We start from the raw sequence: 18,267 nt of genomic DNA, 5'->3' as shown, positions 1-18,267 counted from the left end.
CAACCGGCCGGGCGCCCCTGTGTGTTCCGATCCAGGGGATCAGACCTTCGAGCGCGACGCCTTGTACTGCTGGGCCGCCACTGTGGCGACCTCGTCGAGCGTCGGCGACTTGCCGAGCATGGCACCGGCGGTGTCCATGACGTTGACCACGCCGTAGGTGCTGTAGTCGGACCAGATGCACGTGGGGATCTGGAACTCCTTGGGACCCTTCTCGACGGAGCCGTCACCGGACGGGTTCGAGAACTTGAGGAACTGGCACTTCATCAGTGCCCCTTCGAAGCCGGCGGGCGTCTTCTCCTCGGGGGACCCGACGGGCTCGAGCTTGAGGCCCTCCTCGTCGAGCTGCGTGTTCTCCTTCTTCGAGTAGTTGGCGAAGCCGCCGTCGATGGCCTTCTCCGGGTCGGCGATCTCACCCCATGTGCCGTTCAGGCTCATGCTCTTGGACTTCATCGGGTCGGAGGCGTCCCCGGCCTGGTACTCGGCCGCGACCATCTGAGGGTTCGTGACCCCGAGGCCCTTCGCGTTCTCCTTCTGCTTGTCCGTCATGGAGACCGGCTTGGGGCTGCCCTTCATCTTGTACTCACCGACCGTCGCGGCCGGGGTCACCTTGTAGCCCTTGGTGTCGTCGGCGACGGCGCCGTTGCCACCGCCACCGCCGAATACGAAGTACGCACCCACACCCAGCGCGGCGACCACGGCGACGCCGGCGATGATCAGGCCCGTCTTCTTGCCACCGCCCTGCGCCGGCGGCGGGGGCGGCATGTAGCCGCCGGGGGCCTGGCCGTAGGGGGGCTGCTGAGGAGGCTGGCCGTAGGGACCCGGCTGCTGGGGCTGGCCGTACGGCCCCGGCTGCTGCTGCGGGTATCCGTAGGGCTGCTGAGGCGGCACGCCCTGGGGTGCCTGCTGCGGGTACCCATAGCCGGGCTGCGGCGCTTGCGGCGGCTGGCCGTACGGACCGGGCTGGCCCGGCTGACCGTAAGGCCCGGGCTGCTGAGGCTGACCGCCGTACGGGCCCGGCTGGTTGTAGCTCATGGACAGGTTCCCCTCACAGGATGTTTATGCGTAGCGAACAACATCCTGGCGGAAGCCCGGCGCCGCAGGGGCGCCGGGGGGCACACCGTTACGGAACAAACGAGTTTCAGGACAACCGCGCCGCACCCCTAAACTGACCCCGTGACCGAGAACACTCAGCAGCAGCCAGCAGCCAACCCCGAACTGCCGACCCAGTACGCGCCGGCCGAAGTAGAGGGGAAGCTGTACGAGCGCTGGGTAGAGCGGGGCTACTTCGAAGCCGACGAGAACAGCGAGAAGTCGCCGTACACCATCGTCATCCCGCCGCCGAACGTCACCGGCTCGCTCCACCTGGGCCACGCCTTCGAGCACACGCTCATCGACGCCCTCACCCGCCGCAAGCGGATGCAGGGCTACGAGACGCTGTGGCAGCCGGGCATGGACCACGCCGGTATCGCGACCCAGAACGTCGTCGAGCGCGAGCTCGCCAAGGAGGGCAAGTCCCGCCACGACCTCGGCCGCGAGGCGTTCGTCGAGCGCGTCTGGCAGTGGAAGGCCGAGTCCGGTGGTCAGATCTCCGGCCAGATGAGGCGCCTCGGTGACGGCGTCGCCTGGTCCCGCGAGCGCTTCACCATGGACGAGGGTCTGTCCCAGGCCGTCCAGACCATCTTCAAGAAGCTCTACGACGACGAGCTGATCTACCGCGCCGAGCGCATCATCAACTGGTGCCCGCGCTGTCTGACGGCCATCTCCGACATCGAGGTCGAGTACCAGGACGACGACGGCGAGCTCGTCTCCATCCGGTACGGCGAGGGTGACGCGTCCATCGTCGTCGCCACCACCCGCGCCGAGACGATGCTCGGCGACACGGCCGTCGCCGTCCACCCGGACGACGAGCGCTACAAGCACCTGGTCGGCACCGAGATCGAGCTGCCGCTCACCGGCCGTCGCATCCCGGTCGTCGCCGACGAGCACGTCGACCCCGAGTTCGGCACCGGCGCCGTCAAGGTGACGCCGGCGCACGACCCGAACGACTTCGAGATCGGCCAGCGCCACGGCCTGCCGAACCTCGCCGTCATGGACGAGCGCGCGGTCATCACCGCCCACGGCCCCTTCCAGGGCCTGGACCGCCTGGAGGCCCGCTCCGCCATCGTCGCCGCGCTGCGCGCCGAGGGCCGGATCGTCGCCGAGAAGCGTCCGTACGTCCACTCCGTCGGCCACTGCTCGCGCTGCAAGACCACCATCGAGCCGCGCCTGTCGATGCAGTGGTGGGTCAAGGTCGGTCCGCTCGCCAAGGCCGCCGGTGACGCGGTCCGCGACGGCAAGGTCAAGATCCACCCGCAGGAGATGGAGAAGCGGTACTTCGACTGGGTCGACAACCTCCACGACTGGTGCATCTCGCGCCAGCTGTGGTGGGGTCACCGCATCCCCGTCTGGTACGGCCCGAACGGCGAGATCGTCTGCGTCGGACCGGACGAGCAGCCGCCGGCGGGCGAGGGCTGGCACCAGGACACGGACGTCCTGGACACCTGGTTCTCCTCCGGCCTGTGGCCGTTCTCCACGCTCGGCTGGCCGGAGCAGACCGACAGCCTCGCGAAGTTCTACCCGAACTCCGTCCTGGTCACCGGCTACGACATCCTCTTCTTCTGGGTCGCCCGGATGATGATGTTCGGCCTGTACGCGATGGACGGCACCCCGCCGTTCCACACCATCGTCCTGCACGGCATGGTCCGCGACCAGTTCGGCAAGAAGATGTCGAAGTCCTTCGGCAACGCGGTCAACCCGCTGGACTGGATGGACGAATACGGCTCCGACGCCGTCCGCTTCACCCTGGCCAACGGTGCCAACCCGGGTATCGACGTCCCGATCGGCGAGGACTGGGTCAAGGCCTCCCGGAACTTCGCCAACAAGATCTGGAACGCCACCCGCTTCGCGCTGATGAACGGCGCGACGGTCGAGGGCCCGCTGCCGGATCCGTCGGAGATGTCGGCGACGGACCGCTGGATCCTCTCGCGCCTCAACAAGACGGTCGCCGAGGTCGACGCGTTCTACGACGACTACCAGTTCGCGAAGCTCGCCGACGCGCTCTACCACTTCGCGTGGGACGAGGTCTTCGACTGGTACGTCGAGCTGTCGAAGACCACGTTCTTCGCGGGTGGCGAGGGCGCGAAGGTCTCCGGCCGGGTCCTCGGCGAGGTCCTGGACGTGATGCTGCGGCTGCTCCACCCGATCGTCCCGTTCGTCACGGAGACGCTCTGGACCACGCTCACCGGCAAGGAGTCGGTCGTCATCGCCGACTGGCCGAAGGACTCCGGCTTCCGTGACGACGCGGCCGAGCGGGAGATCGAGCTCGTCCAGCGGGTCGTCACCGAGGTCCGCCGGTTCCGCTCGGACCAGGGTCTGCAGCCCGGCCAGAAGGTTCCGGCCCGTCTGGACCTGGCCGGTACCGCGCTCGCCCCGCACGAGGCGGCCATCCGTCAGCTGCTGCGTCTCCAGCCGGAGGGCGAGGGCTTCTCGGCCACCGCCTCCCTGCCGGTCGCCGGGGCCACGGTCGCGCTCGACCTGTCCGGCACGATCGACGTGGCGGCGGAGCGCAAGCGCCTCGCCAAGGACCTCGCGGCCGCGGAGAAGGAGAAGGCGCAGGCCAACGGGAAGCTCGGCAACGAGGCGTTCCTGGCGAAGGCGCCGGACAACGTGGTCGAGAAGATCCGTACGCGGCTCGCCAAGGCGGACGAGGACATCGCCCGCATCCAGGCCCAGCTGGACCGCCTGCCGCAGGCGTAGGTGCTGGTGAGGGGCCCGGAACCGACTCGGTTCCGGGCCCTTCTCTTTTGTCCGGAGTGCGTGATATCACGCCACTTGTGACCTGGGTCATGGGCTCCGGGTCCGAGGACCTTGGATGATGGAGGGCATGTCCCGTCTCCCCACCCTGCCCGCGCTGCGCCGCCGCGTGGACCGGTGGGCCGGGTCACCGCACGCGCTCGACGTCATCGCCGCGGTCAGTGCCTTCGCCCTGATGTTCCTGGACGTGCCCGGACTCGCGCGGGCCGACAACTCGCTGACCGGAGTCACCGCGACCCTCGTCCTGGCGGCCGGCGCGGCCACGCTGGTGCTGCGGCGCCGGCTGCCCTGGATCCCGTATCTGGTGGCGCTCGCCCTCATGGGCTGGCTGCACGAGCTGACGATGATTCAGTTCGCGCTGTACTCGCTGGGCCGTTTCCGCGGCCGCAGGGTCGCCGTCGTCGCCACGGTGCTCTACGTGGGTGTGGCGTACGCGCTCTTCCAGATGCCCGGCTGGCCCGCCCGGCACGGCGAGACGCTCAGCGACCTCCTGAGCCTCGTCGTCCCCATCGGCGTGCTCGCGGCGGGCGTCGGCATCGCCGCGTACCGACAGGACCTGGTCCGGGCCCTGGAGTGCCAGCGCGCCGACGCCGCGGCGCGGCAGGCGGTGCAGGAGGAGCGCATCTCGGTCGGCAGGGACGTCCACGACCTGGTGGGCCGGGAGCTGACCGTGCTGGCAGTGCGGGCCGATGTGCTCGCCGTACGGGCCAGGGGCGAGGCGCATGTGAAGGACTTCGAGGAGCTCGCGGACACCGCGCGGCGCGCCCACCACATGCTCAACGAGACGATCGTGCGCCGGGCCGACCACGGCACCGCCACGCCCGGCCTCGACGGGCTCTGCGAGCTCGCGGAGGAGAGCGAGCGGATGGGCAGCCCGGTCGAGCTCACGGTGGCCGAGGAGGCGAAGGCGCTCTCCCCGCTGCGGCAGACGGCCGTCCACCGGGTCGTCCAGGAGTGTCTGACGAACGCGGCCAAGCACGCGCCCGGCCTGCCGGTGGCCGTGACGATCTCGGTGACCGGCCCCGATCTGCGCATCGAGGTCCGCAACCCGCTCCCCACGACCCCGCCGGATCGCGCCCCGGTCTCGACGGGCACGGGGCTGTTCTCCATGGGGGAGCGCGTCACCAGCATGGGCGGCGGTCTCTCGGCGGGGCCGGACGGCGACACGTATGCGGTGACCGCGCTGTTGCCCACGGGCTTCGGGGTGCGCTGAACGGCGTCGGCGCGGGCCCGAGCGGGTCGGGAAAGTCCCGAAAGGGGTGCGTCCACCGTCCTGTCGGTCCCCCTCCGTAGACTGGGCCCGTGAGTGAGCCCCGCGACCAGTTCGACGCGTCCGACCCGTCCGACCCGTTCGACGAGATCGTCGACACAGAGACCAACAGGGACCCCGACCTGGCGGTGATCGAGGCCGGCAGCCGCACGCTGCGCGCGCAGGCCGGCCCGCCCCAGGGCGACCCCGTGCCCGCCAGGCCCGCCGACCCCGAGGTGGACAGTGCGCTGCGCGAGGTCGAGACCGAGCTGGCGACCCGGTGGGGCGAGACCAAGCTGGAGCCCTCGGTGACGCGGATCGCGGCGCTGATGGACGTGCTCGGCGAGCCCCAGCGCGCGTACCCCTCGATCCACATCACGGGCACGAACGGCAAGACGTCCACGGCCCGCATCGTCGAGGCCCTGCTGACCGCCTTCGACCTGCGCACCGGGCGGTACACCTCGCCGCACGTGCAGACGATCACCGAGCGGATCAGCCTTGACGGCGCCCCGATCTCCGCCGAGGGCTTCATCGAGACGTACCAGGACATCAAGCCGTACGTGGAGCTGGTGGACGCCCGCGAGGAGTTCCGGCTCTCCTTCTTCGAGGTCCTCACCGGAATGGCGTACGCGGCGTTCGCCGACGCCCCGGTGGACGTGGCGGTCGTCGAGGTCGGCATGGGCGGCACCTGGGACGCGACCAACGTCATCGACGCCTCGGTCGCCGTCGTCACCCCGATCGACCTCGACCACACCGACCGTCTCGGGGAGACGCCCGGCGAGATCGCCGGCGAGAAGTCCGGGATCATCAAGCAGGGCGCGACGGTGATCCTGGCCCAGCAGCCGGTGGACGCCGCCCAGGTCATGCTGAAGAAGGCCGTCGAGGTCGACGCGACGGTGGCCCGCGAGGGCATGGAGTTCGGTGTCGTCTCCCGCGAGATCGCGGTCGGTGGGCAGCTGCTGACCCTGCGCGGGCTCGGCGGCGAGTACGAAGAGGTCTTCCTGCCGCTGTACGGCGCGCACCAGGCGCACAACGCGGCGGTCGCCCTCGCGGCGGTCGAGGCGTTCTTCGGCATCGGCGCGGAGCACGCCCGGACCCTGGACCTCGACACGGTCCGGCGCGCCTTCGCCTCGGTGGCCTCCCCGGGCCGCCTCGAGGTCGTCCGCAGCTCCCCGACGGTGATCCTGGACGCCGCGCACAACCCGCACGGCGCGCGGGCGACGGCCGACGGCATCAGCGAGTCGTTCGGCTTCTCGCGGCTCATCGGCGTGGTCTCCACCAGCTCCGACAAGGACGCCAAGGGTCTGCTCGAAGCCTTCGAGCCGATCTTCGCGGAGATCGTCGTCACGGCGAACTCCAGCCCCCGCGCCACGGACGTGGACACGCTCGCTGCGATCGCCGTGGAGGTCTTCGGCGAGGACCGGGTGGTCGTGGAGCCGCGGTTGGACGACGCCATCGAGGCGGCGATCACCCTCGCGGAGGAAGAGGACGAGTACGCGGGAGCGGGCGTCCTGGTGACAGGTTCGATCTTCACGGTCGGGGATGCCCGGCTGCTCCTCGGAAGGCGCTGAATCCGATGCGTACGCTCTGTGCCTCGACGCTGATCGGCGAGTTCTTCGTGATCGGGTTCGCCGGGCTCGTCGCCATGAAGGACGCGAGCCTGTCGATGTCCACGGTCTGGTGGGTCTGCGGCATCGCGATGCTGGTGTCGGTGCTGCTCTGCGGGATGATCACCCGCCCGGGCGGGCTCCAGCTCGGCTGGGTGCTGCAGATCGCGCTCGTCGCGAGCGGTTTCGTGGTGCCGGTGATGTTCTTCCTGGGCGCGACCTTCGCGGTGCTGTGGTGGGCCTCGATCCACTACGGTCGCAAGATCGACGAGGCGAAGGCCCGCTGGGCCGCGCAGGCCGAGGCGGAGACGGCGTAGCACCTCCCGAGAGCGGGATGGCCCACTCCCGGACGGGTCGGCACTCAGGAGGCGGAGGAGTCCCCTCCTGAGGCTGACGCTGCGTAATCGGCGGCCGTGGGGGCCCTGTAGCCTCTGAGTCCCGCACACCGCATTGAAGGAGTCTCTACCGTGAGCCAGCGCACGCTCGTCCTGCTCAAGCCCGACGCCGTCCGCCGTGGCCTGATCGGCGAGATCATCGGCCGTATCGAGCGCAAGGCGGGCTGGACCATCTCCGCGCTCGAACTGCGTGAGCTGAGCCAGGACACGCTGGAGCAGCACTACGGCGAGCACAAGGGCAAGCCCTTCTACGAGCCGCTCATGGGCTTCATGCAGTCCGGCCCGGTCGTCGCCCTGGTCGTCGAGGGCGAGCGCGTCATCGAGGGACTGCGGACCCTCGCCGGCCCGACCGACCCCATCGCCGCCGCCCCCGGCTCCATTCGTGGGGACTTCGGCACCATTGTCCGGGAGAACCTCATCCACGCCTCGGACTCCGAGGAGTCCGCCATTCGGGAGATGAAGCTTTTCTTCCCCGGTCTGGCGTGACCCGGGGCTGACCGGGTGTCAGCCATCCACCGCAACAACCTGGGGCGACCGAAGGAATTTCGGTCGCCCCCGGGCATATGAACGGTTGGGCCGGGAACGCATCGCAGCGTCCTACCGTCACCTATACAGAGGTGGACCACCGCGCGGTATCCGGGTGGGCGGCACTACGATGGAAAACTCCACGCCGCAGCACCCGAAAAACCCACCACCTCGCCGACCTGAGAAGCCGTCAACGCTCCAATTGGGAAGGCCCGACGCATCCTCATGGGAAACAAGGGGAACTCAATGTCGTTCATCGGCCGTGACATGGCTGTCGACCTCGGGACCGCCAACACGCTGGTGTACGTCAGGGGTCGAGGCATCGTTCTGAACGAGCCGTCCGTCGTCGCGATCAACACCAACACCGGCGGAATCCTGGCGGTCGGTGCCGAGGCGAAGAAGATGATCGGCCGGACGCCCGGCAACATCGTCGCCGTCCGGCCCCTGAAGGACGGTGTGATCGCCGACTTCGAGATCACCGAGCGTATGCTCCGCTACTTCATCCTCAAGATCCACAAGCGCCGTTACCTGGCTCGCCCCCGGGTCGTCGTGTGTGTGCCCTCCGGTATCACCGGAGTGGAGCGCCGCGCCGTCATCGAGGCGTCCACCCAGGCCGGTGCCCGACAGGTGCACATCATCGAGGAGCCGATGGCCGCGGCCATCGGCTCGGGCCTCCCGGTGCACGAGGCGACCGGCAACATGGTCGTCGACATCGGCGGTGGCACCACCGAGGTCGCCGTGATCTCACTGGGCGGAATCGTCACAGCACAGTCGATCCGGGTGGCCGGCGACGAGCTCGACAACGCGATCATCCAGCACATCAAGAAGGAGTACTCGCTCCTCCTCGGTGAGCGCACCGCCGAGCAGATCAAGATCACCATCGGCTCGGCGTACGACCTCGACAAGGACGAGCACACCGAGATCCGCGGCCGCGACCTCGTCTCCGGTCTGCCCAAGACCGTGGTCATCTCGGCCGCCGAGGTCCGCAAGGCCATCGAGGAGCCGGTCAACGCCATCGTCGACGCCGTGAAGACGACGCTCGACAAGTGCCCGCCCGAGCTCTCCGGTGACGTGATGGACCGCGGCATCGTTCTCACGGGTGGTGGCGCCCTGCTGCGCGGCCTGGACGAGCGGCTGCGCCGCGAGACCGGGATGCCGATCCACATCGCCGAGGACCCGCTGGACTCGGTGGCGCTCGGTTCCGGCAAGTGCGTGGAGGAGTTCGAGGCGCTCCAGCAGGTTCTGGACGCCCAGCCCCGCCGATAACGGATCGGCGACGATCGTCGAGGATCGGCTGTGCGGGTGGCAAGACCCCCCGTACGGCCGATCGTTGATATAACGGCAAAACCGGCATAACGGCAAGATCCGAACGAACCGCACGGAACAATCGAACCAAGAGGAAAGGCACGGCCGCCGCACGTGAGGGACACACGAGAGAGCCGGCTGCTCCTGGTGCTGCTGATCGCCATCGCGTTCGCATTGATCACGGTGGACATCCGCGGCGGCGAGGAGTCACCGGTCGACGGCGCCCGGCAGGCAGCCGCCGCGGTCTTCGGACCGGTCGAGAACGGGGTCGCGTCAGCCGTCGACCCCATCGGCAACGCCATAGGAGCCGTACGCGACTCCGGCGAGCGGCACGACCGGATCGCCGCCCTGGAGCGCGAGAACGCGGCCCTCAAGGCGAAGCTCGGCAGCGACGACCGCAACCGCAGCCGCGTCCGTGAGCTCGACACCCTCCTCAAGACGGCAGGAGCGGGGCAGTACGGCATCAAAGGCGCCGAGGTCATCGCCATAGGAGCGGCCCAGGGCTTCTCCTGGACCGTCACCATCGACGCCGGCGCCAACGACGGCATCGAGCGGGACATGACCGTGCTCAACGGCTCCGGTCTCGTCGGACGCGTCACCACGGTCGGCCCGTCCACCTCGACCGTCCTCCTCGCCAACGACCCCGACTTCACCGTCGGTACCCGCATGGAGAACTCGGACGAGCTCGGCTTCGCCACCGGCCAGGGCAACGGCCCGCTCCTCGTCCAGCTCCTCAACGGCAAGGCGAAGGTGAAGCCCGGGGACCGGCTCGTCACCTTCGGCTCGCAGGCCGACAAGCCCTTCGTGCCCGGCGTGCCGGTCGGTGAGATCGTCCGCGTCGACCCGCTGGGCGGCGGCCTGACCCGCAACGTCTACGTCCGCCCGTACGTCGGCTTCTCCAAGCTCGACATCGTCGGCGTCGTCGTCCAGGCCCCGCGGACCAACCCGCGCGACATGGTCCTGCCGCCCAAGCCCAAGCCCGCCCCGACCGTCACCGTCACGGTCACGCCGCCGCCACCGGAGGGGGAGCGGCAGGCCGGTCAGCAGCAGCCGGGGCAGAAGCCCGAGAACGAGCAGCAGGGGGACCAGACGTGAAGCTCAACCGGATCCTGCTCTCCAGCACCCTCGTGGTCGTCGCCCTGGTCGTCCAGGTCTCCGTCCTCGCCCGCCTCCAGCTCCCCGGCGCGGTGCCCGACCTCGTGCTGCTGACCGTCCTCGGCCTCGCGCTCGTGTACGGGCCGGTCAGCGGCTCCCTCATCGGCTTCGGGGCCGGGCTCCTCTCCGACCTCGCCCCACCCGCCGACCACGCCGCGGGCCGCTACGCCCTGGTCCTCTGCGTCATCGGCTACCTCGCCGGACTCGCCCGCCCCGACAACGGCAAGCTGAAGTCCGCCACCGGCCCGATGGCCGTGGTCGTCGCCGCGGCGCTCGGCTCCACCCTGCTGTACGCGGGGGTCGGCGCCCTCGTCGGCGACACCGCCGCCCGCCATGTCGGCCTCGGCTACCTGCTGTTGACCGCGGCGATCTACGACCTCCTCCTCGCGCCCTTCACGGTGCCGCTGATCATGGCCCTGGCCCGGCGCGCGGAGAACGACCCGCTCGCCGACACCTCGGGGGGCGCGACCGACGTCGCCTCCGGCTGGCTCAGCTCGGGCACGGGCCTCCAGATCGGCACCCAGCGCGGTGGCCTGCGCGTCAAGGCCGCCCGTACGAGAGCGGCACGCGCCGGACGCATCAAGGGAGTCAAGCGACTGTGACCGAGGGGGCACCGGCAGCATGAGCAACATCCCGGAGACCGGACGGACTCCCAGGGTCCAGACCCGGCTCGTCATCATCCAGATCCTCGTCTTCTCCCTCCTGCTCACTCTCGGCGGACGCCTCTGGTACCTCCAGATCCGCAACGGCAAGGAGTACACCGACGAGGCGAAGAGCAACCACGTCCAGCGGGTCGTCCAGCCCGCCGTCCGCGGCTCCATCCTCGACGCCCGCGGCGTCCCGCTCGCCGACAACGAGACCCGGCTCGTGGTCTCCGCGTCCCGCACCGAGCTGATGAAGATGAAGGACGACGGCAAGGCCGTCCTCACCCGCCTCGCCGGTGTCCTGGGCATGAAGCCCAAGGACGTCATGGACAAGGTCCGGCTCTGCGACTCCAAGACGCCGCAGCCGTGCTGGAACGGTTCCCCCTACCAGCCGATCCCGATCACCGACGAGGCCACCACGCAGCAGGCGCTGCGGATCCGGGAGAGCACCGAGGACTTCCCCGGCATCACCGCCGAACTCGCCGCCGTACGCCGCTACACGGCGCCCGGCAAAGCCCGCACCGCGCAGGTGCTCGGCTACCTCTCGCCGGTCACCGACGAGGAGATCCAGAAGGCCAAGGACACCGACTCGCCGTATCTGCGCTCCGACCAGGTCGGCCGCTCCGGCATCGAACGCACCTACGACAAGGAGCTGCGCGGCAAGGCCGGCGTCACGTCGTACGAGGTCGACAAGATCGGCCGGGTCATGGGGCAGACCCAGTCCGAGCCGGGCGTGCCCGGCTCCACCCTGGTCACCAGCATCGACGCCCGCGTCCAGTCGGTCGCCGAGTACGAGCTCCACCAGGCGATGAAGCTGGTCCGGGGCGAGACCGACAAGATCACCGGCCGTAAGTACGAGGCCGACGCGGGCGCCGTCGTCGTCATGGAGTCCAAGACGGGCCGCGTCGTCGCGATGGCGTCCCAGCCCGACTACGACCCGAACGCCTGGGTCGGCGGTATCTCCGGCAAGGACTACGCCCAGCTCACCAGCAAGGACTCCAACTACCCGCTGCTCAACCGGGCCATCCAGGGACAGGCGCCCGCGGGCTCCGTCTTCAAGGTGGTGTCGGCGAGCGCGGCCGTACGGGCCGGCTACGACTTCAACGACAAGTACCTCTGCAGCAGCTCCTACAGCATGGGCAACCGGAGCTTCGCGAACTTCGAGTCGCAGGGGCACGGCCCCATCACCCTCGGCGACGCACTCAAGTACTCCTGCAACACGGTCTTCTACCGTCTCGGCCACCAGGAGTGGAGCCGCGACGGCGGCCTCAACCCCAAGAAGGACGCCCACGACTGGTTCTACCGGACCGCTCGCGACTACGGTTTCGGCTCCGAGACCGGCATCGACGTGCCGAACGAGGTCAAGGGCCGTATCCCGGACCGCCAGTGGAAGCAGAAGTTCTGGGAGGCCAACAAGGACGCCTGGTGCAAGCAGGGCAAGAAGGGGGGCACCTATGTCGAGCAGATCGCCTATGAGAGCTGCCTCGAGGGCAACCAGCTGAAGGCCTACGACAGCATCAACTTCTCCATCGGTCAGGGTGACGTCCTCATCACGCCCGTCCAGCTGGCCACCGCCTACGCGGCGATCAGCAACGGCGGCACCCTCTACAACCCGACCATCGGCAAGGCCGTGATCAGCCCCGACGGCAAGCAGATCCAGGAGATCAAGCCGCAGGCCCACGGCAAGCTGCCGGTCGACGCCCAGACCATCTCCGACCTCGACAAGGGCCTGCGCTCCGTCGTCGAGCCCGGCGGCACCGCCGCCTGGCGGTTCGGCGGCTGGCCCCAGGACAAGATCCCGATGCGGGCCAAGACCGGTACCGCCCAGGTCTACGGCAAGCAGACCACCTCCTGGTTCGCCACGTACACCGACGACTACACGATCGTCATGACGATCTCCCAGGGTGGTACGGGCTCCGGCGCCTCCGGACCCGCGGTGCGCAACATCTACGACGCCCTCTACGGCCTCGACGACGAAGGCAACCAGGACCTCAGGCGCGCCCTGCTGCCCCAGCCGCAGAAGTCGCTGCCGAAGGTCCAGGCCGACGGCTCCATCGACGCGCCGGAGATCAAGCCGTACGACCCCAAGTCGCAGCTCGTCGACGCGGCCAAACCGGCCGGCGGGCAAGAGCCACTCGCGGGGCCGCTGCCCAGCAGGACGGGAGACTGATCCGATGACCGCACCCCACGGTTTCTCCGTCTCCCGCTACGCCCCCGAACGCGGTCCGATCGCCAAGCTCACCGCGCGCGACTCGTTGGTGCGGCGGCTGGACTGGCCGATCCTCCTGTCCAGCCTCGCGCTGTCGTTCCTCGGCTCTCTGCTCGTCTGGTCCGCCACGCGCGGCCGTACCGAGCTGAACCAGGGCGACCCGTACTACTTCCTGTTCCGGCACGCCCTGAACACCGGGATCGGGCTCGCCCTGATGATCGGCACCGTCTGGCTCGGCCACCGCACCCTGCGCGGCGCGGTGCCGATCCTCTACGGCATCTCGATACTGCTGATCCTCGCCGTCCTCACCCCGCTCGGCGCCACCATCAACGGCGCCCACGCGTGGATCGTGATCGGCGGCGGTTTCTCGCTCCAGCCCAGCGAGTTCGTGAAGATCACGATCATCCTGATCATGGCGGTGCTGCTGGCGGCCAAGGTCGACGCCGGCGACCAGGTCCACCCCGACCACCGGACCGTCGCCAAGGCCCTGGGTCTCGCCGCGCTGCCCATGGGGATCGTCATGCTGATGCCGGACCTCGGCTCGGTGATGGTCATGGCGGTGATCGTCCTCGGCGTGCTCCTCGCCTCCGGCGCCTCCAACCGCTGGGTCCTCGGCCTCATCGGCGCCGGTGTGGCGGGCGCGGTCGCGGTCACGGCCCTCGGCCTGCTCGACGAGTACCAGATCAACCGCTTCGCCGCCTTCGCCAACCCCGAACTCGACCCGGCGGGCGTCGGCTACAACACCAACCAGGCGCGCATCGCGATCGGTTCCGGCGGCCTGTACGGCGCGGGACTCTTCAACGGCCACCAGACCAGCGGCCAGTTCGTGCCCGAACAGCAGACCGACTTCATCTTCAGCGTCGCCGGCGAGGAGCTCGGCTTCCTCGGCGGCGGACTGATCATCGCGTTGATCGGCGTCATCCTCTGGCGCGCCTGCCGGATCGCACGCGAGACGACCGAGCTGTACGGCACGATCGTCGCCGCCGGCATCATCGCCTGGTTCGCCTTCCAGGCCTTCGAGAACATCGGCATGGCCCTCGGCATCATGCCCGTGGCGGGCCTCCCGCTCCCGTTCGTCTCCTACGGAGGCTCGTCGATGTTCGCCGTGTGGGTGGCGATCGGACTGCTCCAGTCGATCCGCGTACAGAGGCCGATAACCGCTTAGGCTCAAGAGGGTCTGCCCTTCCGTTCACTTCACGTCTAGATTCGATTCATGGCGGAGACGAAGCGCGAGATCGAGCGGAAGTACGAAGCCACCGAGAAGGCCGGGCTCCCGGACCTCACCAAGGCCCGGGGAGTCTCGGCCGTCCTCGACCGGGGCGTCGCCGAACTCGACGCCGTCTACTACGACACGGCCGATCTGCGGCTGGCCGCCGACTCCCTCACCCTGCGCCGCCGCACGGGCGGGGAGGACGCGGGCTGGCACCTCAAGTTCCCCGTCGCGTCCGGGATCCGCGACGAGATCAGAGCCCCGCTCGCCGACACCCTCCCGACGCCCCTCGCCCGGCTCCTGCGCTCCCGCATCCGCGACGAGGACGTCGTCCCCGTCGTCCGCCTCCGCTCCTCCCGGGAGATCCGCCATCTCGTCGACGACGAGGGGACCCTGGTCGCGGAGGTGTCCGTCGACACGGTCCACGCCGAGCGCCTGACCGAATCCGGCGGAGAGACCTCCTGGACGGAGATCGAGGTCGAACTGGCGGACGGCGCGGACCCCACCCTCCTCGACGCCGTCGAGAAGCGCCTGAACAAGGCGGGCGTACGGCCGTCGGCGTCGGCCTCGAAGCTCGCCAGAGCCCTCGCGGAGACGACGGACCCCGACAGTGCCTCGGCCGACGGCACCCGAGAGGCGGTCTTCCGGCCGGGGGAGGACACCGCGGGCGGCCGCGTCCTCGCCTTCGTGGAGGAGCAGATCGACGCCATCATCGCCCTCGACCCCGCCGTCCGCCGGGACCTGCCCGACTCCGTCCACCAGATGCGGGTCGCCACCCGCCGCCTCCGCAGCGCCTTCAAGACGTACCGCAAAGTGCTCGACCGCACCGTCACCGACCCCATCGGCGAGGAGCTGAAATGGCTCGCCGGGGAACTCGGCGTCGCCCGCGACCAGGAAGTGCTCCTCGACCGCCTGCGCGGCCGGATCGAGGAAGTGCCCCGCACCCTTCTCCTCGGCCCCGTCCGCTCCCGGCTCCGCATCTGGAACGCCGCACACGGCGGCGGCGCCCGGCGCACCGCACTCGCCGCCCTCGACTCCGCGCGCCACCTCGCGCTCCTGTCCACCCTCGACGCCCTGCTCGCCGACCCGCCCTTGCTGAAGGGCGCCACGAAGGACGCGCCCCCGGTCCTCGCCAAGGCCGTCCTGAAGGACTACGACCGGCTCGCCGGCCGGGTCGACCGCGCTCTCGCCCTGCCCGCGGGCCACGACCGCGACCTCGCCATGCACGAGGCCCGCAAGGCCGCCAAGCGCGCCCGCTACGCCGCGGAGGCCGCCACCCCGACCCTCGGCAAGCCGGCCAAGCGTTTCGCCAAGCGCATGAAGTCCGTCCAGAGCGTCCTCGGCGATCACCAGGACAGCGTCGTCGCCCGCGAGGCCCTGCGCACCCTCGCCATCCAGGCCCACGCCGCGGGCGAGTCCGCCTTCACCTGGGGACTCCTCTACGGCCAGGAAGAAGCGGCCGGCGCCGACCGCGAACGCGAGTTCCCGCAGGTCTGGAAGCGGGCCTCGGCCCCGAAACCGAGGGCGGCACTGACCCACTGAGCACCGGGTACGCTTGAGAGTCGCCCCCTGCCAGCTCACGAAGGTTCGAGATGTCTGCTGCCGAGTCTGTCTTCCCGCAGCTCGAAGCTCTGCTCCCGCACGTGCAGAAGCCGATTCAGTACGTCGGTGGAGAGCTGAACTCCACGGTCAAGCCGTGGGAGTCCGCCGACGTCCGCTGGGCGCTCATGTACCCGGACGCGTACGAGGTCGGTCTGCCCAACCAGGGCGTCATGATCCTCTACGAGGTACTGAACGAGCGGGAGGGCGTCCTCGCCGAGCGCACCTACAGCGTGTGGCCGGACCTCGAGGAGCTGATGCGCGAGCACCGCGTCCCGCAGTTCACCGTGGACAGCCACCGCCCCGTCGGCGCCTTCGACGTCTTCGGCCTGAGCTTCTCCACCGAGCTCGGCTACACCAACATGCTCACGGCCCTCGACCTGGCGGGCATCCCGCTGGAGTCGAAGGACCGCACCGTCGACCACCCGATCGTGCTCGCCGGCGGCCACGCCGCCTTCAACCCCGAGCCGATCGCGGACTTCATCGACGCGGCGATCATCGGCGACGGCGAGCAGGCCGTCCTCGACATGACCGAGATCATCCGTGCCTGGAAGGCCGAGGGCCGCCCCGGCGGCCGCGAGGAGGTCCTCCTCCGGCTCGCCAAGACCGGCTCGGTCTACATCCCGGGCTTCTACGACGTCGAGTACCTGCCCGACGGCCGGATCGCCCGCGTCGTGCCCAACCGCTCCGGCGTGCCGTGGCGCGTGTCCAAGCACACCGTCATGGACCTCGACGAGTGGCCCTACCCGAAGCAGCCGCTGGTCCCGCTCGCCGAGACGGTCCACGAGCGGATGTCCGTCGAGATCTTCCGCGGCTGCACCCGCGGCTGCCGCTTCTGCCAGGCCGGCATGATCACGCGCCCCGTGCGGGAGCGAAGCATCACCGGCATCGGCGAGATGGTCGAGAAGGGCCTCAAGGCGACGGGCTTCGAGGAGGTCGGCCTCCTCTCGCTCTCCTCCGCGGACCACACCGAGATCGGCGACATCGCCAAGGGCCTCGCCGACCGGTACACCGAGGACAAGATCGGCCTCTCCCTCCCCTCGACCCGCGTCGACGCGTTCAACGTCGACCTGGCCAACGAGCTGACGAGGAACGGCCGTCGCTCCGGTCTCACCTTCGCCCCCGAGGGCGGCTCCGAGCGGATGCGCAAGGTCATCAACAAGATGGTCTCGGAGGAGGACCTGATCCGGACCGTCTCCACCGCGTACGGCAACGGCTGGCGCCAGGTGAAGCTGTACTTCATGTGCGGCCTGCCGACCGAGACGGACGAGGACGTCCTCCAGATCGGCGACATGGCGGTCAAGGTCATCGCCGAGGGCCGCAAGGTCTCCGGCCAGAACGACATCCGCTGCACGGTCTCCATCGGCGGTTTCGTCCCGAAGCCCCACACCCCCTTCCAGTGGGCCCCGCAGCTCTCGGCGGAGGAGACGGACGCGCGCCTGGCGAAGCTCCGTGACAAGATCCGCGGCGACAAGAAGTACGGCCGCTCGATCGGTTTCCGCTACCACGACGGCAAGCCCGGCATCGTCGAGGGCCTGCTCTCGCGTGGCGACCGGCGGATCGGCGCCGTCATCCGCGCGGTGTACGAGGACGGCGGCCGCTTCGACGGCTGGCGCGAGCACTTCTCGTACGACCGCTGGATGCAGTGCGCCGACAAGACGCTGCCGGCCATGGGCGTCGACGTCGACTGGTACACGACCCGTGAGCGCACCTACGAGGAGGTCCTGCCCTGGGACCACCTGGACTCCGGTCTGGACAAGGACTGGCTCTGGGAGGACTGGCAGGACGCGCTGGACGAGACCGAGGTCGACGACTGCCGCTGGACGCCGTGCTTCGACTGCGGTGTGTGCCCGGCGATGCAGACCGAGATCCAGGTCGGTCCGACGGGCAAGAAGCTGCTGCCGCTGAGCGTGGTCAAGTAGCCCGTTCCGGTAACACTCCGGCGACGGCCCGGTGCGAGGGGAAACCCTCCGCCGGGCCGTCGCGTCATTTCCGGCATGAGCATGGAGAAGGCACAGCCCGGGGGAGAGCCGGAAGGCTGTCTGACGGCGTTCATCAGGATTCCGGTTCGGATCGTGGTGCTGGTGGTCGTCGTTCCCGTCCGGCTGGTGTGGGACGTCCTCGTCGTCTGTGGGCGCGCCGTCGAGCTGCGGGTGCTGCGCCCGGTCGGGCGGGCGCTCGGCTGGATGTTCCGGACGCTGGTGGCGAAGCCGGCGGTCTGGCTGGGCATGGCGCTGTTCGTCTGGCCGTGGGTGGGGCTGTGGCGTTACGTGCTCGTGCCGGTCGCCCGGTACGGGCTCGTGCTTCCGGCCGGGTGGCTCTACCGGGCGGTCCTCACCCCGGCCGGGCACGGCCTCGCGTGGTTCTTCGCCACGGTGGGCCGTGGGCTCGCGTGGTTCTTCGCCCGGCTGGGGGAGGGCCTCGCCGTCGTCGGCCGCTGGGTGGGCATGGCGCTGTTCGTATGGCCGTGGGTGGGGCTGTGGCGTTACGTGCTCGTGCCGGTCGCCCGGTACGGGA

Annotated in this window: 13 protein-coding genes and 1 pseudogene; 13 read left to right on the top strand and 1 reads right to left on the bottom strand. The window is 69.7% G+C overall.

The window, feature by feature from the left end; all coding sequences use genetic code 11:
- Window positions 1–39: 39 nt before the first annotated feature.
- Complete coding sequence (locus ACFQ7Q_RS32430; protein ID WP_383561431.1) at window positions 40–1,032, bottom strand: hypothetical protein; 993 nt, start codon at window positions 1,030–1,032, stop codon at window positions 40–42.
- A 141-nt stretch (window positions 1,033–1,173) separates the two neighbouring features.
- Here ACFQ7Q_RS32430 and ACFQ7Q_RS32425 point away from each other — a divergent pair, with 141 nt between their 5' ends.
- From ACFQ7Q_RS32425 to ACFQ7Q_RS32365, 13 genes and pseudogenes are all read left to right on the top strand, one after another.
- Window positions 1,174–3,795: a valine--tRNA ligase gene (locus ACFQ7Q_RS32425; protein WP_383561429.1), complete on the top strand. Its 2,622-nt coding sequence runs from the start codon at window positions 1,174–1,176 to the stop codon at window positions 3,793–3,795.
- 127 nt (window positions 3,796–3,922) lie between these two features.
- Complete coding sequence (locus ACFQ7Q_RS32420; RefSeq protein WP_383561427.1) at window positions 3,923–5,065, top strand: sensor histidine kinase; 1,143 nt, start codon at window positions 3,923–3,925, stop codon at window positions 5,063–5,065.
- Window positions 5,066–5,154: 89 nt separating this feature from the next.
- A complete protein-coding gene (locus ACFQ7Q_RS32415; protein ID WP_383561425.1) occupies window positions 5,155–6,672 on the top strand; it encodes a bifunctional folylpolyglutamate synthase/dihydrofolate synthase in 1,518 nt (505 codons plus the stop codon).
- Window positions 6,673–6,677: 5 nt separating this feature from the next.
- Complete coding sequence (locus ACFQ7Q_RS32410; RefSeq protein ID WP_383561423.1) at window positions 6,678–7,025, top strand: DUF4233 domain-containing protein; 348 nt, start codon at window positions 6,678–6,680, stop codon at window positions 7,023–7,025.
- Between the two features lie 150 nt (window positions 7,026–7,175).
- Window positions 7,176–7,589 carry a nucleoside-diphosphate kinase gene (ndk, locus tag ACFQ7Q_RS32405; protein ID WP_376441937.1) on the top strand — a complete coding sequence of 138 codons (414 nt, stop codon included), beginning with the start codon at window positions 7,176–7,178 and terminating at the stop codon, window positions 7,587–7,589.
- Window positions 7,590–7,874: 285 nt separating this feature from the next.
- Window positions 7,875–8,894 carry a rod shape-determining protein gene (locus ACFQ7Q_RS32400; protein WP_017239313.1) on the top strand — a complete coding sequence of 340 codons (1,020 nt, stop codon included), beginning with the start codon at window positions 7,875–7,877 and terminating at the stop codon, window positions 8,892–8,894.
- Window positions 8,895–9,047: 153 nt separating this feature from the next.
- Window positions 9,048–10,028 (top strand): rod shape-determining protein MreC, encoded by a 981-nt coding sequence (mreC, locus tag ACFQ7Q_RS32395; protein ID WP_383561421.1) that lies wholly within the window; start codon window positions 9,048–9,050, stop codon window positions 10,026–10,028.
- Window positions 10,025–10,690 carry a rod shape-determining protein MreD gene (gene mreD, locus ACFQ7Q_RS32390; protein WP_383561419.1) on the top strand — a complete coding sequence of 222 codons (666 nt, stop codon included), beginning with the start codon at window positions 10,025–10,027 and terminating at the stop codon, window positions 10,688–10,690. Before mreC ends, mreD begins: the two co-directional genes overlap by 4 nt.
- A 19-nt stretch (window positions 10,691–10,709) precedes the next feature.
- A complete protein-coding gene (gene mrdA, locus ACFQ7Q_RS32385) occupies window positions 10,710–12,902 on the top strand; it encodes a penicillin-binding protein 2 (protein WP_383561417.1) in 2,193 nt (730 codons plus the stop codon).
- Window positions 12,903–12,906: 4 nt separating this feature from the next.
- Complete coding sequence (rodA, locus tag ACFQ7Q_RS32380; protein ID WP_383561415.1) at window positions 12,907–14,106, top strand: rod shape-determining protein RodA; 1,200 nt, start codon at window positions 12,907–12,909, stop codon at window positions 14,104–14,106.
- A 48-nt stretch (window positions 14,107–14,154) separates the two neighbouring features.
- A complete protein-coding gene (locus ACFQ7Q_RS32375; protein ID WP_383561413.1) occupies window positions 14,155–15,693 on the top strand; it encodes a CHAD domain-containing protein in 1,539 nt (512 codons plus the stop codon).
- Window positions 15,694–15,743: 50 nt separating this feature from the next.
- Complete coding sequence (locus ACFQ7Q_RS32370) at window positions 15,744–17,672, top strand: TIGR03960 family B12-binding radical SAM protein (protein WP_383561411.1); 1,929 nt, start codon at window positions 15,744–15,746, stop codon at window positions 17,670–17,672.
- A gap of 75 nt (window positions 17,673–17,747) precedes the next feature.
- Window positions 17,748–18,267 (top strand): annotated as a pseudogene (locus ACFQ7Q_RS32365) (hypothetical protein); the annotation flags it as partial.

The organism is Streptomyces sp. NPDC056527 (genome assembly GCF_042794475.1).
GTDB lineage: Bacteria > Actinomycetota > Actinomycetes > Streptomycetales > Streptomycetaceae > Streptomyces.
This window is presented reverse-complemented; position numbering and strand designations above follow the sequence as displayed.

Excerpts from the sequence above, each read along its gene's own strand:
- ACFQ7Q_RS32375 (WP_383561413.1), top strand. The coding sequence starts at position 14,155 with ATGGCGGAGACGAAGCGCGAGATCGAGCGGAAGTACGAAGCCACCGAG.
- ACFQ7Q_RS32420 (WP_383561427.1), top strand. The coding sequence starts at position 3,923 with ATGTCCCGTCTCCCCACCCTGCCCGCGCTGCGCCGCCGCGTGGACCGG.
- ACFQ7Q_RS32430 (WP_383561431.1), bottom strand. The coding sequence starts at position 1,032 with ATGAGCTACAACCAGCCGGGCCCGTACGGCGGTCAGCCTCAGCAGCCC.
- mrdA (WP_383561417.1), top strand. The coding sequence starts at position 10,710 with ATGAGCAACATCCCGGAGACCGGACGGACTCCCAGGGTCCAGACCCGG.
- ACFQ7Q_RS32410 (WP_383561423.1), top strand. The coding sequence starts at position 6,678 with ATGCGTACGCTCTGTGCCTCGACGCTGATCGGCGAGTTCTTCGTGATC.
- rodA (WP_383561415.1), top strand. The coding sequence starts at position 12,907 with ATGACCGCACCCCACGGTTTCTCCGTCTCCCGCTACGCCCCCGAACGC.
- ACFQ7Q_RS32370 (WP_383561411.1), top strand. The coding sequence starts at position 15,744 with ATGTCTGCTGCCGAGTCTGTCTTCCCGCAGCTCGAAGCTCTGCTCCCG.
- ACFQ7Q_RS32400 (WP_017239313.1), top strand. The coding sequence starts at position 7,875 with ATGTCGTTCATCGGCCGTGACATGGCTGTCGACCTCGGGACCGCCAAC.